This is a genomic window from Bacillus cereus group sp. MYBK108-1, assembly GCF_051917185.1.
Classification (GTDB): Bacteria; Bacillota; Bacilli; order Bacillales; family Bacillaceae_G; genus Bacillus_A; species Bacillus_A cereus.
Genome location: NZ_JBQAHZ010000007.1, coordinates 65,417 through 91,307, shown reverse-complemented (window position 1 = coordinate 91,307; position 25,891 = coordinate 65,417). Strand labels below are relative to the sequence as shown.

Sequence of the window (25,891 nt, the reverse complement as noted above, 5' to 3'; positions counted from 1 at the left end):
AAGATATGAGATAAAAAATATAGAATACGTTCTTTTTCTGCGATTATTAGTCCCTAACCTAATAATACACGAACGAGTTGAATGATTGTTTCATTCTCTACTTTGTAATAAATTTCCAATCCTTTTCTTTCACTAGAAACGATTTTAGCGCTTTTTAATTTTGCTAAATGCTGTGAAATTGTTGATTGTGGCATGTTTAAGCCAGTATACATTGTAGAAACGTTGCTTGGACCGCGCTCGATTAATCCTTTTACGATACATAAACGAACAGGATGAGCTAGTACTTTTAATAATTCTGCATTACTTTCATATAGTTCTAATTCTTTTTGAAAGGTTTCTAACATGTTCTTTTCCACCTCCGTGTGAGCTATTATACCATACTATACATACCAAAAATTTAAAGAAAAGAAAATAGTTGTTGCAGAAAAAAAGTCCTAAAGTAAAGAAATTGTAAGAAAAGAGACCCGGATGTAAATAAAATAGGTAAATTAGCATGTTTTTGTAAAATGACATTTTTGGGTGAAAATTTCGATGCGTTTTAAAAATTGAAAGATATAGATATATTTGTAACACAATTTTATCATGATTTTCTTATTCTTTCAAATGAATATACGAAATTTTTAAAATAATATGACAAAGGAATTATAATGATATATATAGAATATAAAACAGGTTAAAAGAAAAGAAGCTGAATGTCATTCGCTTCTTTATGGTGATAATGAAATATTTGATTACGGCTGATAAATCTTAGGATGATCAAGTCATTAGTCATTTATTCTAAAATTCATCTTTTAGCAACGTTAAAAATCTGTGATTCCATATGTTCTCATAAAAATCAATTGTCTCTTTTGCGGACATAAAAGGATTATTCAACGTAGAGGTTGTTTTCTGTCCCATAAAGTTTTCGTATCCTAGTCCGTGGGCAAACTTAATCGTTGCATCCATACAGTACTCTGTTTGGGCGCCACAAAATTCAATGCGATTTACAGATAATTGATCTAAAATTTCTTTTAAGTTTGTTTTATAAAATGAATTTGCATGTGTTTTTCTTACAAAAAAATCTTGTTCTTGAACATCTAGATCGGTATGAATAGCCCAAAGTTCTTTCTCGGGTACTAAATCATCATCACAATGTTGAACAAAAAGGATTGGTTTATTTAGTTTTCTATATGAAGAAATTCTTTTATTTACTTTTTTTAGTAAGTTATGTAAATCAAATAAATGCTCCTCGCTATAACATACGCCATTTTGTAAATCGATAACGATTAAAATATCTGCACAAGTATCCATTATTTTCGCCCCTTTTTATTTCTTAATATATCAATTAATCCATTATTTAGAAATAGATGATATACTTTTATTTTTTATGGACTACAAGAAAAGAAGAAATTCAAATGAATATAGCTAAACCGCATAAAAAGAAGATATGAAAACCTAATCTCATATCTTCTTTTTCTCTATGCATTTACAGGTTCTTCTACATAAGAAAGGGCATTTTCAAAATCGGATATTAAATCGTTAACATTTTCAAGACCGACTGATAACCGAAGTAATGAATTAGAGATTCCTCTTTTATCACGAGCTTCTTGCGACAGTGCTGCATGTGACATTTTTGCTGGATAAGAAAGAATTGACTCTACAGCTCCTAAACTAACTGCAAAAACAGGCAATTTTACTTTTGATAAAAATTTGCGGAGTGCATCTTCTGACTGCAAAGTAAACGATAAGACCGCTCCAGCTGATGTTGCTTGAGATTGTTGAATATCAAATCCGAGATGAGTTTGTAATCCCGGATAATAGACATTTTTTACTTTAGAGTGCTCTTGTAAATAATGTGCGATTTTATTGGCATTTTTAGCTGAATGTTCGAGGCGTACATGCAATGTTTTTAGACCGCGAAGTACGAGAGAACAATCTTGAGGTCCTAAAATAGCACCGAATGCATTTTGTAAAAATCCAAGCTTTTGAGCGAGTTCTGAATCTTTTACTACTGCTAATCCGGCAGTAACATCACTATGACCAGCAATAAATTTTGTAGCACTATGAAGAACGACATCAGCTCCAAGTTCAAGTGGTTTTTGGAATAGTGGTGTCAAAAATGTATTATCAACAAAAGTAAGAGCCCCAATAGATTTTGCGAGTTTAGAAACCTCGCGAATATCTGTCACTTTTAAAAGTGGGTTAGAAGGTGTTTCTACATAAAAGAGCTTTGTATTTGGTTTAATGTTTTGTTTTATTTCTTCTAAATTGGTCATATCAACAAATGTATGTGAAACACCGTAACGGGAGAGTACCTCAGTTATCACTCGGTAAGTGCCTCCGTACACATCTTCTGAAATGAGTACGTGATCACCTTGTGAAAGAAGGAGGAATGCAGTGGAAATCGCTGCAATGCCTGATGCAAAGGCGAATCCTTTTGTTCCGCCTTCTAATAAAGCAATGATATCTTCAAGAGCTTCACGAGTTGGATTTCCTGACCTGCTATAGTCATATTTTCCGAACGTATCTACATCAAATTGGTGAAAAGTTGATGTGTTATAAATAGGAACGTTCACAGCGCCTGTTTGCGAGTCGTGTTTATATTGGTTGTGTAGTAAGAGTGTATCTATAGAATAGCTCATATTCTTACACCTTCTTTTACGAGTTTAATTGCTTGCTTTAAGTCTTGAATTAAATCGTTACTATTTTCAATGCCAACTGAGAATCGAAGAAGACGATTGCATACGCCGTTTGCTGTTCTAATTTCTTCAGGAATATCAGCATGTGTTTGCGTTGCTGGATAAGTCATTAAACTTTCTACACCACCAAGACTTTCGGCAAATGTAATTAAGGATAAAGATTGTAAGAATGGATTAATCCAAGCTTCATCTTTAAGGCGGAATGAGATCATGCCGCCTCTTCCTGGATAAAATACATCTGTCACCCCGTCTTCATCATTTAAATACGCAACAACTGCTTTCGCATTTTCTTCATGTTGCCTCATGCGAAGCGCTAACGTTTTCATACCGCGAATTAATAACCATGAGTCAAATGGGCTTAAAACTGCACCTGATGCATTATGATAATGAGCGATTTCCTCGCAAAGTTCCTTTCCTTTTGCAACGACAAGCCCGCTTAGTACATCGTTATGTCCCCCTAAATATTTCGTTGCGCTATGAAGTACAATGTCAGCACCTTCTGTTAATGGTTGCTGTATATAAGGTGTGTAGAAAGTGTTGTCTACAATAAGGAGTAGTCCGTTCCTTTTCGCTACAGTTGCGACAGCAGCAATATCAGTAACTTGCATTAATGGATTAGTTGGAGTTTCTATGAAAATAGCCTTCGTTTCAGTTGTGATAGCTTGCTCAATTTGTTTAATAGACTGTGTATTTACGTATCTACATCGAATATTCCACTTTTTTTCATGCTCAGAAAATAATCGATACGTTCCCCCGTATAAATCTTCAGATACAATAAGTTCGTCTCCAGAGCGGAATAGAGAAAGGACGAGGAGAACAGCCGCCATCCCTGAACTACAGGCATAACCTTGTTCGCCATATTCTAAGTCTGCGATCGCCTGTTCTAAAAGACCGCGAGTTGGATTGCCAGTTCGTGAATAGTCAAAGCCAGTAGATTTACCAATTCCTTCGTGACGATAAGCGGTTGAGAAATAAACTGGTGGATTAACCGTTCCGGTTGTAGTTTCACTGCGATTTCCGATTTGTGCTAGTTTTGTTTCGATTGTTGACATGTGAAAATTCCTCCTTTTTAAATTGAAACATTAAGTGAATATAAAATAAAAAAGCCTTCTAAGAAGAAGGCTTTCGGTTTGAATAGAGTCTTCTTCTCATCTGTCAAATCTTTCACAATTTGCTGGAATTAGCACCTTATTAACAAAATGTTAATGGTTGCTGAGGCGTCACAGGGCCAGTCCCTCTACCTCTCTAGATAAGAATGTTCGTATGAAATTTTTATTATGTTTTTAACTTTACAATAAAATATAACTGAATTGCAACTTTATTTTAAATAATTTTTATTTTTCCGCAAGTGTCATTGACTTTTACTTTTGTGCATGCTAAATTTATTAAAAAATTAACAAACATTGTTAAAAGGGGAACGCATTTCCTTTTAGCTACATAAATAAAATAATAAAGACAACTCTTATTGAGAGCGGTGGAGGGAAAGGCCCTGTGAAACCCGGCAACCTTCAAACGAAATGTTTGAAACGGTGCTAATACCTGCAAAACGAATGTTTTGCATAATAAGAGGAGGAACGATTATGTCCCCCTCTTCAAAGTGAAGAGGGGGTTTTTATATTGATAGAAATGAGGGAGAGTCGTGAAATTACTAGATTTATTATCAAAAGGAATTGTAATAGGTGATGGTGCGGTTGGGACGTTATTGCATTCACATGGTTTGCAAAGTAGCTTTGAAGAATTGAATGTATCTGATCCAGACTTAATTATATCGATTCATAAACAATATGTAGCTGCTGGAGCAGATGTAATTCAAACGAATACGTATGGAGCAAATGAGGCGAAATTACGTATGTATGGTTTAGAAAATCAAGTTACAGAAATTAATAGAGCGGCAGTAAAACTGGCGAAAGCATCTGTGACAAATAAAAATGCAATTTTAGGAACAATTGGTGGTATGAAACATATCGGAGCTGTTACAACGACTGATATGGAAAGAGAGTTTATGTTACTTGAACAGGCAGGGGCTTTACTAGAAGAACAGGTTGATGGATTACTATTAGAAACTTTTTACGATGAATTTGAATTACTTCATGCCGTTAAAGTATTGCGTAAGCAAACGAATATTCCAATTGTTGCGCAATTAGCGTTACATGAAGCAGGTACGACTCAAAATGGAAATGATGTCAATGAAATATTAAAGCAACTTATAGATTACGGTGCAAATGTTGTTGGATTGAATTGTCAACTAGGGCCTCTTCATATGACGGAAGCTTTCAAAATGATATCGATTCCTCAAAATGGCTATTTATCAGCATACCCAAATGCAGGCCTCCCGAATTATGTGGATGGACGTTACGTATATGAGGGAAGCCCAGCTTATTTTGAAGCGATGACACCGAGATTTATTGAGCAAGGTATTCGGTTATTGGGTGGTTGTTGTGGTACGACTCCAGAACATATTCAAAGTATGAAGCGCGCTGTTGCGAATATTACCCCTGTAATAGAAAAAGACACGATTCAAAGGCCGAAAGTCGTTCATACGCATGAGAAACGTTCGAAGGCTCACGTCACTCTAGCAGAGAAAGCGAAAAAACAAACGACAGTTGTAGTGGAATTAGATCCACCGAAAACGTTAGATACACAGCGTTTTTTTGAAGGAGCAAGAGCGTTAAAAAGAGCGGGAGCAGATGCTATTACTCTAGCAGATAATTCATTAGCATCGCCTCGTGTTTCTAATATGGCGATGGGTGCGTTATTAACGAAGCATGATATCCCAGTATTGACGCATTTAACGTGTAGAGATCATAACGTCATTGGACTACAATCTCATTTGTTAGGTTTATCGGCGTTAGGGATGGAAGAAGTGTTAGCTTTAACTGGTGATCCAGCGCGCGTTGGTGATTTTCCCGGTGCCACTTCTGTATATGATTTATCCTCTATTGAGCTTATTAAAATGATTAAAGAAATGAACGATGGACGTTCAATTTTAGGGAAATCAATTGGACCGGCGACAAGGTTTTCTGTAGGCGGCGCATTTAATCCTCACGTGAGGCACTTAAAAGCAGCGGTTAAGCGAATGGAACGAAAAATAGATGCTGGAGCGGAGTATTTTTTAACTCAGCCAATTTACGATATCAAGTTAATTGAAGAAGTGTATGAAGCGACAAAGCATTTGGAACAACCTATTTTTATTGGAATTATGCCGTTAGTAAGTAAGCGGAATGCAGATTTTCTTCATTTTGAGGTGCCGGGTATTACTCTTCCTGAAGAAATAAGAGAGAGAATGGATGGACATGAAACAAAAGAGGCAGCAATTGAGGAAGGGATCCGCATTTCACAAGAATTGGTCGACGCAGCGATGAAATATTTTAATGGTATTTATCTTATTACACCATTTTTAAAGTATGAAATTACAGAACATCTTGTTAAATATGTAAGAGAAAAGCAAGAAGTGAAAGAAGGTATTAATTGATGAAGTGTTTAGAAGAAAAATTAAAAAATAGCATTTTAATATTAGATGGTGCAATGGGGACAATGATTCAGCAAGAGGATTTAACTGCTGAAGATTTCGGAGGAGAAGAGTACGAGGGCTGTAATGAATATTTAGTGGAAACAAGACCAGATGTTATTTTAAAGATTCATAAAGCTTATATTGAAGCTGGAGCGGATATTATTGAAACAAATACATTTGGGGCAACGAATATTGTACTAAGTGATTATGATCTGTCTCATTTAGATGAAGAACTAAATGAAAAGGCAGCACTTTTGGCGAAGCAAGCTGTTAAAGAAAGCGGGAAGGAAGTATATGTTGCGGGAGCGATGGGACCAACAACGAAAGCAATTAGTGTTACAGGTGGTGTGACTTTTGAAGAATTGATTGAGGCTTATACAAGGCAGGCACGAGGATTATTAAAAGGAGAAGTTGATGTATTACTCGTTGAGACGAGTCAAGATATGCGTAACGTGAAAGCAGCTTATATTGGAATTCAAGCCGCTTTTGAAGAACTGAAAAAAACGGTTCCTATTATGATTTCAGGAACGATTGAGCCAATGGGAACGACTCTGGCTGGGCAAACAATTGAAGCTTTTTATTTATCAGTAGAACATATGAAACCATTATCTGTTGGGTTAAACTGTGCGACTGGTCCGGAGTTTATGAGGGACCATATTCGTTCACTATCTGATTTATCGGAGTGTTACATTTCTTGTTATCCAAATGCAGGTCTTCCTGATGAAGATGGACATTACCATGAATCTCCATCTTCTCTTGCTGAAAAGGTGAAGCGATTTGCTGAAGAAGGATGGGTTAATATTATTGGTGGTTGTTGTGGCACGACACCAGAACATATAAAAGCAATGAAATCCGCGCTAGCATCTCTTAGGCCTCGTGACCATCATGAGAGAGAAGGACATGGAATTAGTGGATTAGAAGCACTGCAATATGATGAGTCTATGAGACCGTTATTTGTAGGTGAAAGAACGAATGTTATTGGATCACGTAAATTTAAACGATTAGTAGCAGAAGGGAAATTTGAAGAGGCTGCTGAAGTGGCAAGAGCGCAAGTGAAGAAAAATGCTCATATTATTGATATTTGTATGGCAGATCCTGATCGTGATGAAATAGAAGATATGGAGAAATTTTTGACAGAAGTTACGAAAGTGTTAAAAGTACCGATTATGATTGATTCAACGGATGAAAATGTGATGGAGCGAGCTCTTACTTATATTCAAGGAAAAGCTGTTATTAATTCAATTAATTTAGAAGATGGAGAAGAACGATTTAAAAAAGTGACACCGCTTCTTCAGAAGTATGGTGCCGCTATAGTTGTAGGAACAATTGATGAAGACGGTATGGCGGTTAGTGCGGAACGAAAGATAGAAATTGCGAAAAGAAGCTATGAATTACTTACAAAGAAGTATGGGATACGCCCGTCAGATATTATTTTTGATGCACTTGTGTTTCCAGTAGGGACAGGTGATGAAGAATATATTGGCTCAGCGGCAGCGACTATAGAAGGAATTCGCCTTATTAAAGAAGCGTTACCAGAGTGTTTAACGATTTTAGGTGTAAGTAACATATCATTTGGTTTACCACCGGCTGGACGTGAAGTATTAAATTCAGTCTTTTTATATCATGCTACGAAAGCAGGATTAGATTACGCGATTGTGAATACGGAAAAATTAGAACGCTATGCGTCGATTCCAGAGGAAGAAAAACGCCTTGCAGATGCATTACTGTTTGAAACGACGAAAGGGACGTTAGAAGAATTTACAAACTTTTACCGAGTTGCTAAAAAGAAAGATGTCGTTGTGCAAGAAACGTTAACGCTTGATGAACGACTAGCAAATTATATTGTAGAAGGTACGAAACAAGGATTACACGAGGATTTAAGTCTTGCACTTGAAGAAGGAAGAAAACCTCTTGATATTATTAACGGTCCGCTTATGACAGGGATGGATGAGGTAGGACGACTATTTAATAATAATGAACTTATTGTTGCTGAAGTATTGCAAAGTGCCGAAAGTATGAAAGCTGCTGTAAGTTATTTAGAGCCACATATGGAATCTAGCGATAGTGCAAAAAAAGGGAAAGTATTATTAGCAACTGTAAAAGGTGATGTGCATGATATTGGGAAAAATCTCGTTGAAATTATTTTAGCGAATAACGGATATGAGATTATTAATTTAGGAATTAATGTACGTTCGGATCGAATTGTTCAAGAAGTACAAGAAAAGAAGCCGGACATTATAGGCCTTTCAGGTTTATTAGTAAAATCAGCGCAACAAATGGTAACAACTGCTGAAGATTTAAAAGCAGCAAATATTGATGTGCCCATTGTTGTAGGTGGTGCAGCGTTAACGAGAAAGTTTACAGATAATCGAATTTCACCATCATATAAAGGGCTCGTTTGTTATGCGAGTGATGCGATGACGGGGCTCGATATTATTAATAAACTTCAAAAAGAAGAAGAGCGTGAGAAGATGAAACAGGATAAAAAAGAACGTCATCTTCATATCGTAAAAAAAGAGGAGAAGAAAGTAGAAATTCCAACAGTAATTGAGCCATTACCGAAGGCTGAGGTTATGGTGCCTGATTCAACAAAACGAATTGTATTACGTGATATTCCGGCTCTTCATCTCGCTCCATTTTTAAATAGACAAATGCTACTTGGGCATCACCTTGGATTAAAAGGAAATGTGAAGAAGCTTTTGAAAGAGGGAGATAAGAGAGCACATGAATTAAATGATTTAATAGATGAATTATTGCAGGAAGGACAATCTTGGTTAAAGCCGAAAGCAGTGTATCAATTTTTCCCAGCGCAAAGCGACGGACAAAACATTGTAATATATGATCCAGAAAATCATACGCGTGTTATAGAGCGTTTCACATTCCCTAGACAAGGAAAGGCTCCCTATCGTACTTTAGGTGATTATTTGCGCCCAATAGGAGATGAGATGGACTATGTTGCTTTCTTATCTGTTACGGTTGGGGAAGGAGTTCGGGATATTGCTGAAGAGTGGAAGGCGAAAGGTGATTACCTACGTAGTCATGCCATTCAATCGTTAGCGCTTGAATTAGCGGAAGGACTTGCTGAAAAAACACATATGCTCATTCGTGACCGCTGGGGCATTCCGGACTTACCTGAACTGACGATGGAAGAACGTTTCCGTACGAAATATAGAGGAATACGAGTGTCATTTGGTTATCCGGCGTGTCCAGAACTTGCAGATCAAGAAAAGCTATTTCGCTTAATTCATCCAGAGGAAATAGGTATTTCATTAACAGAAGGATTCATGATGGAGCCAGAAGCGTCCGTAACGGCTATGGTATTTTCTCACCCTGAGGCAAGATATTTTAGTGTATTATAGTCTAGAAGGGGGAGACGTATGAAGAAAATAGTCTTTACAGGTGGCGGTTCGGCAGGACATGTAACACCTAATTTAGCCATTATCCCATATTTACAGGAAGACAACTGGGATATCTCTTATATTGGTTCTCACCAAGGTATTGAGAAAACGATTATAGAAAAGGAAGGCATTCCCTACTATAGTATTTCGAGTGGAAAGCTACGTCGTTATTTTGATTTAAAAAATATAAAAGATCCTTTTCTTGTAATGAAGGGTGTTATGGATGCGTATGTAAGAATTCGAAAACTAAAACCAGATGTGATTTTTTCAAAAGGTGGTTTCGTATCTGTACCAGTCGTAATTGGCGGATGGCTAAATAGAGTACCAGTTTTATTACATGAATCTGATATGACGCCAGGACTAGCAAATAAAATTGCGCTTCGTTTTGCTTCGAAAATATTTGTTACATTTGAAGAAGCAGCGAAACATTTACCGAAAGAAAAAGTAATATATACGGGGTCTCCTGTACGTGAAGAAGTGCTGAAGGGAAATCGTGAAAAAGGTTTAGCGTTTTTAGGTTTTTCACGTAAAAAGCCAGTTATTACGATTATGGGAGGCAGCTTGGGCGCGAAAAAAATTAATGATACGGCTCGAGAAGCATTACCAGAACTTCTTAAAAAGTATCAAATTGTTCACCTTTGCGGAAAAGGTAACCTTGATGAAAGTTTACAAAATAAAGAAGGATATAGACAATTTGAATATGTACATGGAGAACTGCCAGATATATTAGCGGTAACAGATTTTGTTATTTCACGCGCGGGCTCCAACGCAATTTTTGAATTTTTAACATTACAAAAGCCGATGGTTTTAATTCCATTATCGAAATTTGCAAGCCGTGGAGATCAAATATTAAATGCAGAGTCCTTTGAAAGACAAGGATATGCCTCCGTATTATATGAAGAAGATGTAAATGTAAAATCTCTTATAAAGTATGTCGAAGAATTAAATCAAAATAATGAGAAGTATAAAATAGCACTAAAAAAATATAATGGAAAAGAAGCAATTAAAACAATCATTCAAAATATTTCAGAGGCATGATGAAATAATCATGCCTCTTTTAGTAGGGTGAAAGATTCCAAGAATTGATATTTTTATGTTACAATAAAGTGAAACTTTAATCAGTTGGGTGCATCCCACATCTAACTTCTTTACTGTTACTGAATTTTGAGGAGGGAGTCTTACTGCCCTCAAATAGCGGGATAACAAATGGGTTAATAGGGAAATTCCAATTAATGAGGCGTGAAAATACGAATGGATTAGGAGTGACTGTGTTGGAGCTAAGTCTCTATGAAAATACTGCACTTATTATATGCTTTGTGTTGTACGTTGGTAGTGTTATTGTTTATATTTCAAGGAAATTTTCGCAAGAAAGAGAGCTTGAAAAGTCAGAGATAACAGCTGAACTAGAAATGTTAGCTGATGAAAGTTATAAAAAACAAAAAATAAAAGAAGACCATGAAGCATCCCATCATTTAAACGCAAATAAGTTTTAAAGATGGGGATTTTTTTTGAAGTTGTTCTTTATTGTAGCTATAACAAATAACGCTAAAAAGGAGTTTCCCCATACATAATGAAGGAGTGTATATAAATGAATTTTTATATCGCCTCAGGTTTCCAAAATAAACATCTTGTACGTTCCGTAGCAAATGAACTGAAACATGCAGGATGGCACCATACATATGATTGGACCAAAAACGAAAAAGCAGCAAATGAAGAACAATTGAGAGAAATTGGTCAGGCAGAACAAAATGCTGTAAAAGAAGCGGATGTATTTTTACTTATATTAGATGGCGGAAATGGGAGCCATACAGAGTTTGGAATGGCGATTACACTAGAGAAAACGATATATGTATATCATGCAGGAAACCCGCTCCAAACAACGTTCTATCACTTGCCAGAAATAAATATTTTTGAAGGAGATGTAGCTGAGTTTGCATCTTATGTTATGAATCATATGAAATAATAGTAACTACCTAAAAGGTTATAAAAGTGATCTTTTGGGTACAGTGATGATAAGAAACGTATATAAAGGAGTACATAATATGAAATTAGAAAATGGATGGGAAACGAGCTTTTTAGAAGTCGTACAAAATAGTGAATTTAAGAAAGAGGCACTTCTTAGTCAATTGCTTTGTCAGGATAGTGAAGAAGTAGAAGAGCTTGTGGATGATTACGGCTACGAAGAACTTGTTGAACGTGAACATGATGATGAGTTAGCTGAAATCTTAGGAGAAGAACTTTTTAGTGAGATGGAACGCCAAGTATTCTTATCTTCAAACCCAGAAGAAAAATTGATTTCATTCGTCAATGGATTAGGTTTTCATGTGTTAGATTGGATCGTTCTTCTTGAAACAGAATTTGGCATTGATAGTGCAAACTTTACATCAGATGCTGTGAAGGTGTTAGAAAAGCGTTTCAGACAGTTTCCATATATAGAGGACAAGACAATTTTTGATATGACATTTGGAGAATCGATGGATGTATTAGAATCTGTTACAGGATTACAACTAAAGGAAAAGATGAACGTATAATGAAAAAAGAACGTGATTGGATCACGTTCTTTTTTTACATAATAATAATTTTATCATCTAGTTTTGTCTGCCCGGTAAGAAGTGCGTTTAAATATTCCACTTTTCTTATACAAGCTTGTATATGTCTTTCAATCTCTTGTAACTCTGCTTGGTGATGCGTTTCAATTGGATGAATTTGTACGTTGAATTTTTCAAATTGACTACTATATGTTATTTCTGCATAGCCGCTCATAATATCGGTTTCGTTATGAAATAAAAATTGCTTCGTTTTGTCACAGAATGATACATCCTGAAAGCCATATACTTTTAATGCTTCAATTACTTTTTTAATCATTTTTGTATTCATTTTTTTAACCCTCTTTACGAAGTTCTACTTTTATATTATAACATAAAAAATTACATAGAAAGCGCTTCCAAGTGTATTTTATTATAAACTTTACGTTTCAATCACAAAAATGAAACAAAGAAAAAATAATTGTAAAGAAGGAAGGACTCTTTTATTGTTTCGTCATATATATAGAGAAATAGTGCAATGAAAGGAAATTTTCCGAGGTGGAGATCGTATTTCCAATTTGAGCGCAGTAAAAGAGGTGAGAATTTTGAACTTTGATATTGTAGGACAAAAAGCATATATAAAAGATGGACCGCATCGGAACCGAATTGGAATTGTAAAGAAAAATGAGACAAAATTAGCATCGCAGTTTGCTATTGTAATTGGAGAACAAGTCATTGATGTAGAGCTAAAGGATATCGTGTTAGTTGGAGTAGACGTAGGACAATTTCATAAATGGTGCGAACAAAATGGTTATTTGTGAAAAGGACGGGCTGTGAGATAATGAAATATATTTGAGGAAAGAGGATATGTTATTGTATTCTCTTTTTCTATGTTTAAGGAGGCGAAAATGAAATATAAAGAACAGGAGTTTACGTTGGAGTTAAAAGAGAACATTCAATGTATGGAGAAGGAAATAGAGCGAATATCACTTAAACTGCATAAAGAGTATTCACATTTATACATAGAAAAACACATGGAATTAGATATGGGATTTGCAAGAGAAAAAGAGAATCCCTTTGAGGTGGGTTATTATTCATCAGTTGCTATAGCTATATTAGATGAAGAAAAAGAGTTGATTGGATTTCATAATATTCCAATTTGGAAATGTGAAAGAATCTTTTTAGGAATGCCAATTCAATCAAACATTTTGGGGAGTAAGAAAGTAGGGGAACTCGCTGATGAATCTTGTTATAAGATTGAGGAAGAGTTAAAAGAGCAACTAGAAGAATACTTAGAGTGATAATTCTCAAGATAAAATCTATAAAGAGGGGACGGAATAAAAAAGACGCTAACAATTGTATGTTAGCGTCTTTTTTCATTATGAAGCAATTTCACCAGTTTTTGTATCATCTTGATTGTACGTATCTTGATCTAATTCACCAAGCCATTTACTTGAAATAAGACCTGCTGTCATAGAGCCACTTACGTTAAGAGCTGTACGCCCCATATCGATTAATGGCTCAACCGAGATAACTAGAGCAACAATACCGATTGGTAAGTTCATTGTAGATAGCACGATTAAAGCTGCGAATGTTGCGCCGCCACCAACTCCGGCAACACCGAATGAGCTAATAGCAACAACAGCGATTAAAGTTAAAATAAATTGTGGTTGTAATGGATCAATTCCTACAGTTGGAGCGACCATCATTGCAAGCATTGCTGGATAAATACCTGCGCAACCGTTTTGTCCGATAGATACCCCAAATGAAGCTGCGAAGTTTGCAATTCCTTCGGAAATACCAAGCTTTTCTTTTTGCGCTTCAATATTTAATGGCATCGCACCAGCACTAGAGCGAGATGTGAATGCAAATGTTAATACAGGGAACACCTTTTTTAAATATTGAATTGGATTTAAACCAGATAGCGCAATTAATAATAAGTGGATAACGAACATTACGATAAGTGCTACGTAAGACGCTAACACGAAGTTGCCAAGTTTTAAAATAGCATTTATGTCGCTACCAGCAACTGTTTTTGCCATAAGAGCTAATACGCCGTATGGAGTAAGGCGTAAAATTAATGTTACCATACGCATTACGATTGCATATACAGCATCAAGCATCTTCTTAAATAGCTCTGCTTGTTCTGGATATTTTCGTTTTACACCTATAAAGGCAATGCCGATAAAGGCTGCAAATATTACGACAGAAATTGTTGATGTTGGACGAGCGCCTGTTAAATCAAGAAACGGATTTGTAGGTAATAGCTCTAATAATTTATCTGGAATTGTTGTCTTTTCAATAGAAGTAAATCTTTCTTCAACTAGTTTCAGACGAGCAGATTCTGCATCACCTTGTTGTAGGCCGGTTGCAGATACATCAAATCCTGCACTTGCAGCGATACCGACAGCTGCAGCGATTCCTGTAGTAAGAATTAAAATACCGATAATAAGGCCACTAATTTTACCAAGGTTTTTCGTTAACTGTAATTTTGTAAATGCTGAAATAATAGATACTAAAATAAGTGGCATAACGATCATTTGAAGTAATTTTACATAACCGTTACCGATTAAGCCAAACCAAGTATTTGATTCAATAATTACTTTAGAAGTTGGCTCATAAATAAATTGTAATATAAGACCGAATAAAATTCCGACTCCTAAAGCGGTAAATACACGTTTATTAAAAGATACATGCTTACGTTGCATATAATATAATACGCCAACTAAGATGAGCATGACTGCAACGTTAATTCCGACAAGCAGTGTATTCATGTTGATTCCCCCTAATTCCAATCTGTTATATAGAATATAAGGTAATAAAACCTATAAGTCAACTAGGAAATTCCGGAATTAAAAAAAAGATGGCAAAATGCCATCTTTTAATGTCCAACCCCAGGCACAAGTAAGAATGTCGTGTAGTATGTAAATCCTATGAAGAAAACAGTTAAATATGCCCCAAATACGTATATATACATACGCTCTGTTAATTTTAAATAGCTTAAAAGTACGAAGAAACCTGTTTGTCCTAAAAATAGTAGTGCGGCCGGTTGCATATCCCCTACGTAAAACATAACCGAGAAAATTCCAGTCCAAAAGCCGAGAACGCGAAACATGCGCTCCATGCCATCTCCCTCCTTTTCTAAAAAAAGTAAACCTCACCTCATTATAGTTTATTTTTCTTATTATTGTAAATATTCGTTCATATAAAAAGAAGCCAATTATTATTGGCTTCTTTTTATATGAAAAATTAAATTGTTAGTTTATAATTACAAGATTTACATCCATCTAATAGACTATCATTTCGAGTTAATTCCATGTTAGGGAATAGGATTTCAAAAATCCCTTTCATCATATCTCCGTGCATGTTACAAATTTCAGTTGGATGATGAACAGCAACTTCTTTAAATGGACAATTGTGTACATCATAGAAAATTTTTGTTCCATCTGCACTTAATTCAAATGCAGGTGATAAGCCAGCTGTTGAGAAAGCTTCTTTTGCAATTTGAACTTTTTGTTCCACTGTTAAAGCATCTTCACTCACATTTAAACGTTGCATATGTTGTTGCATTAATTCAGCTCCGAATTGTTTTCCTGTTTCGTATAGCGCTTTCTCACCAGCAGCACCAAGACTAAGTAAAGAATTAAATGCGATTCTTGCTAACAATTGATAATCACGGAATGGAAATTGTAATTGGATAACATCTTCAGATAAGACATACAATCTGCTCGGTCGTCCGCCTTTTCCAGTTTTCTTCGTTTCCGATTTTAGCATATGAACATCTTCTAATTTAGATAAATGTAAACGCGCTACGTTTGGATGAATGTCAAACTCATCTGCAATTTCTTGTACCGTTACGTAACTATGTTTTTGCGAAATATATTTATAAATGTAATAACGAGTTGGGTCAGATAATACACCTGTAATTTTTAAAGCTTGTTCCATGAGGATCTCCACCTTTATCACTTTATCCAAGATAATAACATTATAATACAGATAAACATGAGTATAGGTAATTTCAGACAATAATTCGGAAATTGTTCATAATTTCACAAACATATTTTTCCTTTTTCCTCTATTGAAAATACAAAAGTCCAAATTTTTATTGCGCATGTTTTCATGCTATATACATAGTGAGGAGGGAAAAGTGATGAATGGGATTGAAATTTTTGCGAATGCAATTTTAAAAGAAGCGTGTAGGGTACAAGCGTCAGATTTACATATTGTGCCCCGGCAGAAGGATGTAGCGGTGCAACTACGTATAGGAAAAGATTTAATGACGAGACAGTGTATTGAAAAGGAGTTTGGAGAAAAACTTGTCTCACATTTCAAATTTTTAGCATCTATGGACATAGGCGAGAAACGGAAGCCACAGAATGGTTCGTTGTATTTGCAAATTGATGGACAAGAAGTGTATTTACGCCTTTCAACACTTCCAACAGTATATCAAGAAAGTCTCGTTATTCGCCTTCATTTACAAGCATCTGTTCAGCCCTTATCACATCTTTCGTTATTTCCAAGTACGGCAGCAAAACTACTCTCGTTTTTACGCTATTCACAGGGGCTACTCGTGTTTACTGGACCGACTGGATCTGGGAAGACGACGACAATGTATGCATTATTAGAGGTAATTAGAAAAAAGAAAACACGTCGCATCATTACACTTGAAGATCCGGTTGAAAAAAGAAGTGACGATGTATTACAAATTCAAATAAATGAAAAAGCGGGTCTCACATATGAAACAGGATTAAAGGCTATTTTACGTCATGATCCAGATATTATTTTAGTCGGTGAAATCCGTGATGAAGAAACAGCAAAAATAGCTATAAGAGCAAGTTTGACAGGACATTTAGTAATGACAACACTGCATACGAATGATGCGAAAGGAGCAATCATTCGCTTCATGGATTATGGTATAACGAGGCAAGAGATTGAACAGTCTTTATTGGCTGTAGCTGCACAGCGACTTGTCGAATTGAAGTGTCCGTTTTGCAGAGGAAAGTGCTCAACTTTATGTAAATCAATGAGGCAAGTAAGGCAGGCTAGCATATATGAGCTACTATATGGATATGAGTTAAAACAAGCGCTTAAAGAAGCTGGTGGAGAATGTGTTACTTACAAACATGAGACTTTAGAATCGTCAATACGAAAAGGATATGCTTTAGGTTTTTTAGAAGAAGATGTTTATGTTTAAGAAAACTTGGAGTTTAAGTGATCAAGTAGTATTGTTGAAACGTTTAGGAGAATTATTAGAAAAAGGCTACTCTCTTTTACAAGCATTAGAATTTTTACAGTTTCAATTACCTGTAGAAAAGAAAGTACAATTGCAGCGCATGATTGAGGGGTTAAAAGATGGGAAAAGTCTACACGATTCTTTTCATCAGTTAAAGTTTCATCAGGACATGTTAAGTTATTTATTTTATGCCGAGCAACATGGTGATATTTCTTTTGCTTTGCAACAAGGAAGTGCACTTCTTTATAAGAAAGATAAGTATAGGAGAGACATGATGAAAATAATGCAGTATCCTATGTTTTTGATGTTTTTTCTACTAATCATGCTCTTTATTTTTAAACTCATTTTATTACCTCAGGTTGAAATGGTTTATAGTTCGTTCGGTTCTAATACACCACTACTTACAGAAAAAATTTTAAGTGCAATAAAACTGCTACCTTACATTATTTTAACCGCTATTTTAACTGTTATTATTGGAGGTATTTTATACATGTTGTATTTTAGGAAACTTCCACATATTAGACAGGTAAAAATTATGCTTCGTATTCCCCTCATCAAAACATTTCTTATTTTAAAGCATTCACATTATTTTGCTACTCAGTTGAGTGGTTTATTAAATGGTGGACTATCAGTATGTGAAGCTTTAACAATAATGATGGAGCAAAGATATCATCCGTTCTTTAAATATGAAGCGAGCCGGATTGAAAGACAATTAATTGGAGGAGAACAGTTACAATCTATCATTGCTAAAAGTGGGTATTACGAGAAAGAACTTTCTTATGTTATTACGCATGGACAAGCAAACGGCAATTTAGGGATTGAATTAGGTGACTATAGCGATCTTATTATGGAAAAGATGGAACGGAAAATTAAACATATGTTAGTGATCATTCAGCCTATTTTATTTACATGTATTGGAGGAATCGTTGTCCTTATGTACTTAGCGATGATTATGCCGATGTTTCAAATGATGAATTCTATTTAGGGGGCATTTGTATGCAGAATGAGGAAGGGTTTACTCTGTTAGAGATGCTATTAGTAATGGTTGTCATAACTATATTATTACTATTAATTATTCCGAATGTAGTTACACAGCGCTCATCGGTCCAAGGAAAAGGTTGTGCAGCTTACGTGAAATCTATAGAAGCGCAAATACAAGTATATCAATTACAACATAATAAAATTCCATCGTTAAAAGAACTGACAGATGAAAAGTATATTACAACTGATAAGTGCCCGAATGGCGAATCTATTCATATTTCAGATGATGGCGCAGTATCAATTAGGGCATTGTGAAACAACAGGGGTTTACTTTTTTAGAAATGTTACTCGTTTTATTTGCTATTTCTGTATTAAGTATAGTTACGTATTTTAGTGTTCATTCCTTATACGAGCGACAAAAAGTTGAACAATTTTTGAGACAGTTTTCAAATGATATTTTGTATATGCAGCAATTAGCGATAAACCGTCAAAAGCACTATACATTACGTTGGCATAAAGATAGAAATATGTATGCTATAAAAGAGTCAGGTACAAAGTATTATATCGTCAAGCGAGAGTATGAAGAAGATATACAAATTGATTTGCATACGTTTCCAAATCCGATGACATATAATCCAAGTGGAAATATTAATAGAGGTGGTACGATTATAATTTCGTATCGAAATTATAAATATGAAATTGTATTTCAGCTTGGAAGAGGGAGATTTACGTATCGTGAAATGTCAAAAAGGATCCATAATGGCTGAAATGATTGTATCGTTAAGTGTTTTAATGATGGCTGTATCGTTACTACTACCGCAAACAGTATTAGTTATGCAAGAAAGAAAAAATATACAAATTCGTTATAAGGCAACTGGATTATTAAAAAAAGAAGCAGCTATATATATGTATGGAAATGAAGACAAGCGAATAATAGAAAAGAATATAAATGGAATTGTGTATTACACATATTGGGGAGGCAATGAAGTTTGTACTATGTGGAGAGATGTGAAAGACAGAATGATGGAACAATGCTTTTATGTAGGAGAAAAAATAAATTAGAATTTGGTTTTTCATTAATAGAAATGATTGTATGTCTGTTTCTATTATCAATATTTTTTTTGCTCTTTCCCCGCCTACATTTCATTGAAATGGAAAATAAACAGTCGAAAGGGTTAAATGATTGGGAGTGGGATGTGTATTTAGGGCAAATGCAATTGGAGTTTCGTGAAGTATCATCTGGAGAACAGCTAGCATTTGAAAATGGAGAAAGTATTTTACGATTCCGATCGCGTAATGGGAGTGAAGTATCGTATGAAAAAGAGAATAGTCGTCTTATAAGAAAGGTAAATAGGCGCGGGAGGGAAGTTGTTTTACAAAATATTGGAACGGTTTCTTACAAACTAACACCTCATGTACTCATTATAAATGTGAAAGATACTAGTGGGAAAATATATGAAGGTGTAGTTATGCGATATAGCGAAATAGGAATAAACGTATGAGAAAGCAAAATGGATTTACAATGCCTGGGACGATTATCTTTCTTATTTTATTAACTTCTTTTTTTATATACGAAACAAATATGTTGTTTACAGATAAAAATTTTTATATAGAAATAGAACAAAAGTTTTTACTGGATGAATTACTTAACCGATCTATTACAGATATAAAAAAAGACTTACAGCAAAAAGAAAAAGAAGGTACATTTTTCTTTCAGTATGAAAAGGGAGAAGCGAGTGGAAATTATGTCTTTGAAAATGATTTAATTCTCGTTGCGTTACAGTGCACACTCAAACAGGAAGCTTTCTATACGGTAGGTTTTCGGTATAGAAAAAAGGATGGGAAAATAGTCGATTGGATAGAAGGATAATATGTAAAATATATGTAAATAAACCAAGGTTTCCTATTGTAAATTAAATTGATTTTTTAGAAGAAATGGATAAATATAATGATTAAAAGTTTAAATTTTCTCAAAAAAGAGAAAGGTAGAAAGAATATGATATATTCATGCTATCCAATCATTATTTTTAGGGAGAATAGGGAAATGACAAACAACAATCAAATAGGTGAAAATAAGGAACAAACTATTTTTGATCATAAAGGAAATACGATTATGACAGAAGATAGAGAAATACACATTATTTCAAAATTTGAAGAACCTCTTATTGTCATATTAGCAAATGTACTAAGTGATGAAGAATGTGATGAATTAATTGAAATGTCTAAAAATAAAATGGAGCGTTCTAAAATTGGTTCATCACGTGATGTAAATGATATTCGAACAAGTAGCGGTGCATTTTTGGAAGATAATGAATTTACTTCAAAGATTGAAAAACGAATTTCATCTATCATGAATGTTCCGGTGGCGCACGGAGAAGGATTGCACATTTTAAATTATGAAGTGGATCAACAATATAAAGCACACTATGATTATTTTGCGGAACATAGTAGATCAGCTGCTAACAATCGTATTAGTACGCTTGTAATGTACTTAAATGATGTAGAAGAAGGCGGGGAAACGTACTTCCCGAAATTAAATCTTTCTGTACATCCTAGAAAAGGAATGGCAGTATACTTTGAGTATTTTTATCAAGATCAATCACTAAATGAGCTTACGTTACATGGAGGGGCACCTGTAACGAAAGGCGAGAAATGGATTGCAACGCAGTGGGTGAGAAGAGGTACTTATAAGTAAAAGCGAATGTTACGTTTTGTTCTTCATAGTATAAGAACAAAACGTTTTTTTATTAAACAAAGTAGCATCTTTCGTTATAATAACAATTAATAAATGACGATTGAGAGGACAGAAAATGAAATCTATATACATAACCGGCTATATGGGAGCAGGGAAAACAACAATTGGAAAAGCATTAAGTCAAGAACTTCAAATGGATGTTGTAGATACTGATCAAAAAATCGAAGAGAAGCAAGAGAAGGCAATTCGTGATATTTTTGCCGAAGAAGGCGAAACGGCTTTTCGGGAATATGAAAGCGAAATGTTACGTTCGCTACCAGTCCATAATGTCATTATTACAACTGGTGGGGGAATTATTGAACGAGCAGAAAATCGCAAGTGGATGAAAGAGAACGGAACTGTCGTGTATTTATATTGTGATCCGCATGTAATTGCAGAAAGGCTTCGTGAAGATACGACACGTCCACTATTTCAAAAGAAAGATATAGATGCATTTGTAACGAAATTTGAATTACGCCGAGCTTATTATGAAGAGGCTCATATTCATATCGATACGACAAATAAGTCTGTAAAGCAAATTATGAATGAATTAAAGGAAAAGATTAATGTATAAAAAAGTGGACATACTAATCAAGTAGAGGTGATGATAATATGTCTACTAATGATTATGTTCGCTTTGTGACGCAGCAGTTTGTGTCGTATATGGATGCTCCAAAAGAAGATCGAAAACAAAAGAAAGAACAACGCCGTGCTGAAAAAGAGCCATTTATGAATAAGTGGTTTGGTGTTATGCCGCTGAGTGCTGCTTTGTTTTATCGAAATGTAAAAAGTAAAAGAAAAAAATCAAGTTAAATTTTAGTCATATGTCTAGCAAAATAAAGATGCCCTAGTGTCGTAATACACTAGGGCATCTTTGTTTACTGCACGGATTCTTGTTCTTCCGTAACGGCATGTATTTTATTGTTCACCCATACAAATCCTATTCCGATACAAATAGAAATGCCCCATCCGACAGCGGTCATAATCGCTCTCATTTCACCATAGCCATCTACACCAAAAACAGAGATGAAATAAATTTTTAAAAAGCTTTTTAATATAAATTGTAGCCCGAAAAATAACGTTAAATATTGCAGTGCTGGATATATACGACTATCACGATAAAGCTCACGACTTTTATCACGGTCATGACCTTGCAGCGCTGCAATATCTGCTGCGAAATATAACATAAGTGGTTTTTTTATAAAAATTGTACATATAACAATAATGCCGAGTACGATGTGATAATACGCATCGTTCCATAACATTCGTTCAGCTGATCCAGATAATAGATCTACCGTTGTATTAGAAATGAGTGTAATTAAAATAAAGAACCCTGTTACGTTAAACTGTTTTTCTTTTTTAAAGGTATACAGTGTATAAATAATCCCCGGAACAGAGGAAAGTAACATCGCGTAATAAGGATCGATATAAGGTTTTGCAAATTTCCAAATGAGGAATGGGATTACGAGATAAAAGACAAGATCTAATATAGCTTTTTTATTTTGATTCATACAAAGCCTCCTTAAGTCATACATATATTTTATAATATAATTTCTGAAAATTGTATAAGGTTTAATGGGAAAAGAAAAAATATATCAATTTTCGAGGGGGTAGTAGATTGAAAAAAATTGCCCCTAGCGTAGTAAGTTTTTTTAGTATATAATAAAGGAAACGCTTTCATTTTTAATTTGTTCACAAAATGGACGGAAAATCACATATTTACTATCGATATGTTGCTTTATAATGAAACTAATTAAATATACATGCATACAATATTGTGAAATAAATAACATAAATAATCTATATAAATGTAAACGTTATCAAAAGAGAGAGGTGGAGACAATGAGTAAATTTTTCTTCAATCATAATCCAGCAACAGTAGAGGATGGAAGGCTTGTTAAATATGCTGAAATTATTTATGGAGAAGGTGGCCGTTCTGTATTAGAAAATTTAATGGTGAAGGCATCTATCAGATTGCGTGATCGTTATCCGAATAAATCTGACGAGCAGATCTCGAACCTAGTAAATAAAGGCATCCATGATATGTTTCAAAAATATGTGAGCGAGTAAGAGTGGCCAATGGCTGCTCTTATTTTTTTGTATAAGGATTGTAACTCTAGCTGAAAATAAACATGTATTCTGAAAAACGTAAAAAGGAGTGGGAAAGATGAGCAATGGAATTGGACGTTCGAAAGAAAATCTTCCAACTGATGCAAATCATGTGAGCGCGAAGGATCGTGCGTATCAAAAACGCATGGCAAAGCAAAAACAACAAGAGCGTAATGAGGATAGAGAGTAACTCGAAATAAAGCTCCTTCTAAAGCAGAAGGAGCTTTATTTTGATAGAAAATGATTCGCGGTAACATAAAAGAGTCCACCGTTAATAATTTGCACTGTAATACGTGGTTCATACTGTTCTTGCAGAGCTTGTTTTTCAATTTCATAGCTCTCAGGAAGTTCGTCACTTTCTTCATAAAAACGGTTTAAAAGGTCTAAATCATGATTCCAACGCACTCTTGCTTCTTTTGCCCACGTATGGTCATCTTCTGCAATTATATTTTTTAAAGCGTCTTCTATACGTTGTAAACCACTTTGAGGTTTAATGATGGGCGAGAGCGTAAAACAAAAATCAGGTATTTTTGGTGTAAGTTTAATGTTTGTTAATGTTTCATGAAAGTTTGCCATCATTGTTCCAGAAATGAGATGAATGCCAATCGAGTGAAGGATGTCTTTTTTTCGATCACATTGATAGGAAACTTTTATATTAATACCGAGCCAAGGGTGGAGCGGTGTATGTGTTGCCCCATTATGTCTTACATCCTCATATAAACGTATGTAAGAGCCTAATTCTTTTGTCGTTTGGAAAATTTGATGTAGACGTGGTGAACCGTAGTGAATAAGCTCACCATCATTTTCTTCATTTTCTGGATTTGTAATAAGAGTAAGGCGCATCGGATTCGGTACGCCTCCTGTTTTCTCAAGATAGTGCCAATAAAAAGGGCGATTCATTAATAATTTATCCATCTCAATTGTTAACTGTACATCTAATAAATGAGGAGAACGTTCTAAAATTTCACAGTTATTCGCCTCAAAGAAATTGTATAAGTAATTATGAATTTCATGTTGCTGCATAGCCTTGCACCTCAGCTTCATTTCGTTTCGCAAAGTCGATTATAGATGTTAAGTTTTCCATCTTAATTCTAATTTCACCTTCGCTTTTTGATTGCGCGAAAATTTCTTGAATGTGCGCGTCGATGTTTTTCATATTAATTCTCGTTAAAATTTCATCGAGTTCACCGATAACACGCTCGAATAAGTTGATTTTTTCATATAACAGTTTCAGAATATGTTCTTCAACAGTATGCTTTGTAGCTAAGTTATAAATATGAACATCATTCTTTTGACCGAGACGGTGAATACGTCCGATTCTTTGCTCAAGACGCATTGGATTCCATGGCAAATCATAATTGATCATATGGCTACAAAACTGTAAGTTAATGCCTTCTCCGCCAGCTTCCGTTGCAATTAACACTTGGGCACGATTTTGGAAAAGTTCCTTCATCCAATCTTTCTTCCCGCGTTTAAATCCGCCGCGGAATGGGACAGAAGAAATACCGTGTTGTTGTAAAAACCATTGTAAGTACATCTGTGATGCTCGGTATTCCGTGAAAATGACGACTTTATCGTCAATTTCTTTTATAAGCTCTAGAGCTTTAGTTGCTTTCGAGTTGAAAGGAATATGATTAATTTTGTCCATTAGCACATCGATATGTGGATCTTTTATATAATGTTCATTTTCTTTCTGTCTTTTTTCTACATGCTTTTTCAATGAATAGTAAACAGCCTCACGACTACTACACGCTTCCCGTTTTAACGTTAACGATGAGAAAGCAGATGTGAAGGCGTCTTGTCCTCGCCAATTTTCGATATCATTATATAGAGCTTGTTCTTGTTCATTAAACTCAACAAAAATTGTACGTACATGTCTCTTCGGCCAATCGATACCGGTATTATGTCGTCTATTTCGCACCATTACTTTATTAATGAGAGCTTTTAAGTCTTCATCTGATTCGGCTGAACGATTTTTGGAAGCGTAATATTCTTCAAAGTTGGATTGATTGCCTAAATGTCCTGGTTTTAATAAAGAAACAAGGTTAAAAATTTCATCAATCTTATTTTGAACAGGAGTAGCGGTTAGTAATAAACAAAACTTCTTTTTTAATCGTTGTGCAAATTCATAGTTTTTTGTTTTATTATTTTTCAGTTTATGTGCTTCATCGATAATAATAAGGTCATATTCCAAGTTCAACACGATATCGCGATGTGGTGAACGTTTCGCAGTATCAATTGATGATACGATTACGTCAGCTTGTTCCCACGAGTAGCTTTTCTTTTGTGCTACAGCGGGAATGAAAAACTTTGTATTCAGCTCGTATGCCCATTGTGATACGAGAGAAGCTGGGACAAGTATAAGTACCTTTTTCACAAGCCCGCGGACCATGTATTCTTTCAAAATAAGTCCAGCTTCGATTGTTTTTCCAAGACCTACTTCATCTGCTAGAATCGCTTTACCATTCATTTGTTCAATTACATTTTGAGCGACTTCTAATTGATGCGGAAGCGGTGTGAAATGGGATAAATGTTTCGGTGCTTGTAGTCCATCAAAAGTAGGAACAAGTAACGATTTTTCTGTTTCATAAGCTAAGTGATATAAATCCCAGTTTGTCCAAGGACCATCTTCATCAATTCTATTTAAAAAATTGTTTTGCCATGTCCGATCTACGGAAATATCGACATTCATTACAACTCTCCCACCTTTTATAAACTAAAG

32 protein-coding genes and 2 riboswitches are annotated in these 25,891 nt (G+C 35.0%); of the genes, 20 read left to right on the top strand and 12 right to left on the bottom strand.

Annotated elements, in window-relative coordinates; all coding sequences use genetic code 11:
- Positions 1–53: 53 nt before the first annotated feature.
- The 4 genes from ACTFSL_RS12745 to metI all read right to left on the bottom strand — a co-directional run bounded on the left by ACTFSL_RS12745 (position 54) and on the right by metI (position 3,730).
- Positions 54–344: an ArsR/SmtB family transcription factor gene (locus ACTFSL_RS12745; protein ID WP_000894377.1), complete on the bottom strand. Its 291-nt coding sequence runs from the start codon at positions 342–344 to the stop codon at positions 54–56.
- Positions 345–777: 433 nt separating this feature from the next.
- Entirely contained in the window at positions 778–1,290 is a 513-nt protein-coding gene (locus tag ACTFSL_RS12740) for a cysteine hydrolase family protein (RefSeq protein WP_326263151.1), read from the bottom strand.
- Positions 1,291–1,457: 167 nt separating this feature from the next.
- On the bottom strand, positions 1,458–2,621 hold the full coding sequence (gene metC, locus ACTFSL_RS12735) for a cystathionine beta-lyase (RefSeq protein WP_000122299.1): 1,164 nt from the start codon (positions 2,619–2,621) through the stop codon (positions 1,458–1,460).
- Complete coding sequence (metI, locus tag ACTFSL_RS12730; protein WP_017673550.1) at positions 2,618–3,730, bottom strand: cystathionine gamma-synthase/O-acetylhomoserine thiolyase; 1,113 nt, start codon at positions 3,728–3,730, stop codon at positions 2,618–2,620. The genes metC and metI overlap by 4 nt, the downstream gene beginning before the upstream one ends.
- A gap of 93 nt (positions 3,731–3,823) precedes the next feature.
- Positions 3,824–3,934: riboswitch (SAM riboswitch) on the bottom strand.
- Positions 3,935–4,137: 203 nt separating this feature from the next.
- A riboswitch (SAM riboswitch) is annotated at positions 4,138–4,247 on the top strand.
- A 70-nt stretch (positions 4,248–4,317) separates the two neighbouring features.
- Between metI and ACTFSL_RS12725 the strand changes: the two genes are divergently transcribed.
- The 6 genes from ACTFSL_RS12725 (at position 4,318) to ACTFSL_RS12700 (ending at position 12,118) form a co-directional block, all read left to right on the top strand.
- A complete protein-coding gene (locus tag ACTFSL_RS12725) occupies positions 4,318–6,150 on the top strand; it encodes a bifunctional homocysteine S-methyltransferase/methylenetetrahydrofolate reductase (protein ID WP_135277438.1) in 1,833 nt (610 codons plus the stop codon).
- Positions 6,150–9,548, top strand: coding sequence for a methionine synthase (gene metH / locus ACTFSL_RS12720; RefSeq protein WP_135277436.1), 3,399 nt, complete (start codon positions 6,150–6,152; stop codon positions 9,546–9,548). The genes ACTFSL_RS12725 and metH overlap by 1 nt, the downstream gene beginning before the upstream one ends.
- An 18-nt stretch (positions 9,549–9,566) precedes the next feature.
- On the top strand, positions 9,567–10,625 hold the full coding sequence (gene murG / locus ACTFSL_RS12715) for an undecaprenyldiphospho-muramoylpentapeptide beta-N-acetylglucosaminyltransferase (protein ID WP_000724775.1): 1,059 nt from the start codon (positions 9,567–9,569) through the stop codon (positions 10,623–10,625).
- A 194-nt stretch (positions 10,626–10,819) separates the two neighbouring features.
- Positions 10,820–11,080, top strand: coding sequence for a DUF3966 domain-containing protein (locus ACTFSL_RS12710; protein WP_001250699.1), 261 nt, complete (start codon positions 10,820–10,822; stop codon positions 11,078–11,080).
- 95 nt (positions 11,081–11,175) lie between these two features.
- Positions 11,176–11,550, top strand: a complete 375-nt coding sequence (locus ACTFSL_RS12705) for a nucleoside 2-deoxyribosyltransferase (protein ID WP_001012343.1) — start codon at positions 11,176–11,178, stop codon at positions 11,548–11,550.
- 79 nt (positions 11,551–11,629) lie between these two features.
- Entirely contained in the window at positions 11,630–12,118 is a 489-nt protein-coding gene (locus tag ACTFSL_RS12700; protein WP_000764267.1) for a hypothetical protein, read from the top strand.
- A gap of 34 nt (positions 12,119–12,152) precedes the next feature.
- Here the strand turns inward: ACTFSL_RS12700 and ACTFSL_RS12695 are convergent, their stop codons facing one another.
- A complete protein-coding gene (locus tag ACTFSL_RS12695; protein ID WP_001093237.1) occupies positions 12,153–12,464 on the bottom strand; it encodes a hypothetical protein in 312 nt (103 codons plus the stop codon).
- Between the two features lie 253 nt (positions 12,465–12,717).
- Here ACTFSL_RS12695 and ACTFSL_RS12690 point away from each other — a divergent pair, with 253 nt between their 5' ends.
- Both ACTFSL_RS12690 and ACTFSL_RS12685 read left to right on the top strand, forming a co-directional pair.
- A complete protein-coding gene (locus ACTFSL_RS12690) occupies positions 12,718–12,933 on the top strand; it encodes a DUF3912 family protein (protein WP_001008327.1) in 216 nt (71 codons plus the stop codon).
- Positions 12,934–13,020: 87 nt separating this feature from the next.
- The gene (locus tag ACTFSL_RS12685; protein ID WP_440041813.1) at positions 13,021–13,413 is read left to right on the top strand and encodes a hypothetical protein; all 393 of its coding nucleotides are present in this window, start codon (positions 13,021–13,023) and stop codon (positions 13,411–13,413) included.
- A gap of 78 nt (positions 13,414–13,491) precedes the next feature.
- On the opposite strand, the gene ACTFSL_RS12680 is transcribed toward ACTFSL_RS12685, so the two are convergent.
- The 3 genes from ACTFSL_RS12680 to ACTFSL_RS12670 form a co-directional block, all read right to left on the bottom strand.
- Positions 13,492–14,886, bottom strand: a complete 1,395-nt coding sequence (locus ACTFSL_RS12680) for an L-cystine transporter (RefSeq protein WP_001094345.1) — start codon at positions 14,884–14,886, stop codon at positions 13,492–13,494.
- 107 nt (positions 14,887–14,993) lie between these two features.
- A complete protein-coding gene (locus tag ACTFSL_RS12675; RefSeq protein WP_135277430.1) occupies positions 14,994–15,236 on the bottom strand; it encodes a DUF2626 domain-containing protein in 243 nt (80 codons plus the stop codon).
- Between the two features lie 125 nt (positions 15,237–15,361).
- Positions 15,362–16,057 carry a helix-turn-helix transcriptional regulator gene (locus ACTFSL_RS12670; RefSeq protein ID WP_000434125.1) on the bottom strand — a complete coding sequence of 232 codons (696 nt, stop codon included), beginning with the start codon at positions 16,055–16,057 and terminating at the stop codon, positions 15,362–15,364.
- A 205-nt stretch (positions 16,058–16,262) separates the two neighbouring features.
- Between ACTFSL_RS12670 and comGA the strand changes: the two genes are divergently transcribed.
- From comGA to ACTFSL_RS12620, 10 genes are all read left to right on the top strand, one after another.
- Positions 16,263–17,306, top strand: coding sequence for a competence type IV pilus ATPase ComGA (comGA, locus tag ACTFSL_RS12665; RefSeq protein ID WP_001013170.1), 1,044 nt, complete (start codon positions 16,263–16,265; stop codon positions 17,304–17,306).
- Entirely contained in the window at positions 17,293–18,330 is a 1,038-nt protein-coding gene (comGB, locus tag ACTFSL_RS12660; RefSeq protein ID WP_281968857.1) for a competence type IV pilus assembly protein ComGB, read from the top strand. The genes comGA and comGB overlap by 14 nt, the downstream gene beginning before the upstream one ends.
- Positions 18,331–18,341: 11 nt before the next feature.
- Positions 18,342–18,641: a competence type IV pilus major pilin ComGC gene (comGC, locus tag ACTFSL_RS12655; RefSeq protein WP_001178687.1), complete on the top strand. Its 300-nt coding sequence runs from the start codon at positions 18,342–18,344 to the stop codon at positions 18,639–18,641.
- The gene (comGD, locus tag ACTFSL_RS12650; RefSeq protein WP_000813141.1) at positions 18,638–19,093 is read left to right on the top strand and encodes a competence type IV pilus minor pilin ComGD; all 456 of its coding nucleotides are present in this window, start codon (positions 18,638–18,640) and stop codon (positions 19,091–19,093) included. The genes comGC and comGD overlap by 4 nt, the downstream gene beginning before the upstream one ends.
- Positions 19,086–19,388: a hypothetical protein gene (locus ACTFSL_RS12645; RefSeq protein ID WP_000829468.1), complete on the top strand. Its 303-nt coding sequence runs from the start codon at positions 19,086–19,088 to the stop codon at positions 19,386–19,388. The genes comGD and ACTFSL_RS12645 overlap by 8 nt, the downstream gene beginning before the upstream one ends.
- Complete coding sequence (comGF, locus tag ACTFSL_RS12640) at positions 19,358–19,828, top strand: competence type IV pilus minor pilin ComGF (protein ID WP_000923101.1); 471 nt, start codon at positions 19,358–19,360, stop codon at positions 19,826–19,828. The genes ACTFSL_RS12645 and comGF overlap by 31 nt, the downstream gene beginning before the upstream one ends.
- Positions 19,825–20,196 (top strand): competence type IV pilus minor pilin ComGG, encoded by a 372-nt coding sequence (comGG, locus tag ACTFSL_RS12635; RefSeq protein ID WP_025687689.1) that lies wholly within the window; start codon positions 19,825–19,827, stop codon positions 20,194–20,196. The genes comGF and comGG overlap by 4 nt, the downstream gene beginning before the upstream one ends.
- A 174-nt stretch (positions 20,197–20,370) precedes the next feature.
- A complete protein-coding gene (locus ACTFSL_RS12630) occupies positions 20,371–21,021 on the top strand; it encodes a 2OG-Fe(II) oxygenase (RefSeq protein ID WP_440041811.1) in 651 nt (216 codons plus the stop codon).
- 115 nt (positions 21,022–21,136) lie between these two features.
- Positions 21,137–21,634, top strand: a complete 498-nt coding sequence (locus ACTFSL_RS12625; RefSeq protein ID WP_000836660.1) for a shikimate kinase — start codon at positions 21,137–21,139, stop codon at positions 21,632–21,634.
- Positions 21,635–21,672: 38 nt separating this feature from the next.
- Positions 21,673–21,873: a YqzE family protein gene (locus ACTFSL_RS12620; RefSeq protein ID WP_000106083.1), complete on the top strand. Its 201-nt coding sequence runs from the start codon at positions 21,673–21,675 to the stop codon at positions 21,871–21,873.
- A 65-nt stretch (positions 21,874–21,938) separates the two neighbouring features.
- Here the strand turns inward: ACTFSL_RS12620 and ACTFSL_RS12615 are convergent, their stop codons facing one another.
- Entirely contained in the window at positions 21,939–22,571 is a 633-nt protein-coding gene (locus ACTFSL_RS12615) for a VC0807 family protein (protein ID WP_001073111.1), read from the bottom strand.
- Positions 22,572–22,712: 141 nt separating this feature from the next.
- The gene (locus ACTFSL_RS12610) at positions 22,713–22,829 is read right to left on the bottom strand and encodes a hypothetical protein (RefSeq protein ID WP_001987222.1); all 117 of its coding nucleotides are present in this window, start codon (positions 22,827–22,829) and stop codon (positions 22,713–22,715) included.
- A gap of 73 nt (positions 22,830–22,902) precedes the next feature.
- Between ACTFSL_RS12610 and ACTFSL_RS12605 the strand changes: the two genes are divergently transcribed.
- Both ACTFSL_RS12605 and ACTFSL_RS12600 read left to right on the top strand, forming a co-directional pair.
- Complete coding sequence (locus tag ACTFSL_RS12605; RefSeq protein WP_000032702.1) at positions 22,903–23,130, top strand: hypothetical protein; 228 nt, start codon at positions 22,903–22,905, stop codon at positions 23,128–23,130.
- A gap of 97 nt (positions 23,131–23,227) precedes the next feature.
- The gene (locus tag ACTFSL_RS12600) at positions 23,228–23,359 is read left to right on the top strand and encodes a hypothetical protein (RefSeq protein ID WP_000064668.1); all 132 of its coding nucleotides are present in this window, start codon (positions 23,228–23,230) and stop codon (positions 23,357–23,359) included.
- A 35-nt stretch (positions 23,360–23,394) separates the two neighbouring features.
- Here ACTFSL_RS12600 and ACTFSL_RS12595 read toward each other — a convergent pair whose 3' ends face one another.
- Positions 23,395–24,192, bottom strand: a complete 798-nt coding sequence (locus tag ACTFSL_RS12595) for a YqhG family protein (protein WP_001183964.1) — start codon at positions 24,190–24,192, stop codon at positions 23,395–23,397.
- Positions 24,179–25,861, bottom strand: coding sequence for a DEAD/DEAH box helicase (locus ACTFSL_RS12590; RefSeq protein ID WP_001100040.1), 1,683 nt, complete (start codon positions 25,859–25,861; stop codon positions 24,179–24,181). The genes ACTFSL_RS12595 and ACTFSL_RS12590 overlap by 14 nt, the downstream gene beginning before the upstream one ends.
- Between the last annotated feature and the right edge of the window lie 30 nt (positions 25,862–25,891).